The sequence below is a fragment of the Proteus sp. fly-1067 genome (assembly GCF_040139345.1).
In the GTDB taxonomy this organism is placed as follows: domain Bacteria; phylum Pseudomonadota; class Gammaproteobacteria; order Enterobacterales; family Enterobacteriaceae; genus Proteus; species Proteus vulgaris_B.
In genome coordinates, this window is sequence record NZ_JBEEUL010000303.1 from 1 (window position 1) to 508 (window position 508).

General features: G+C 36.8%; 1 protein-coding gene. It reads right to left on the reverse strand.

The window, feature by feature from the left end; translation table 11 throughout:
• Window positions 1–508: DNA-3-methyladenine glycosylase family protein (locus ABN217_RS20525; RefSeq protein ID WP_349460049.1), on the reverse strand; the 508-nt coding region annotated here is incomplete at both ends.

Genomic DNA, 508 nt, shown 5'->3' on the forward strand with positions numbered 1-508 from the left:
CTGTAGAACCATAAGGTGAATATCGTTTACGGTAGCGCTCAAAGCGCGCTTTATCTAACGTTTTATGATGATACAGACGCATTATTCCTCGTTGAATGGCCAAATCCCCCCAACTTAAAATATCTGGTCGGTTAAGCGATGAAATTAATAACATTTCAGCAGTCCAAATACCGATGCCTTTTAACTGAATCAAAGTATCAATAACCTCTTTATCCTGCATGCTGGGGATTTTATTTAAATCTAATTGACCAGAAATGACTGAATTTGCAATGCCAATAATGTAACTCGCTTTTCGCATTGTCATACCACATTGCTGAATTTCTTGTTCAGTTAATATAGCAATACGTTCTGGAGTATAGATGCCTTCGCATAAGTTCAATAACCGTTGATGTACCGTTATGGCAGCAGAAACAGAAATTTGTTGTTCAATAATATTTTTAACTAATGCTGTAAATAAATCAGGGGTAAGTGGACGCTTAATGTTACCCATTCTTTCAATGAGTGCAGC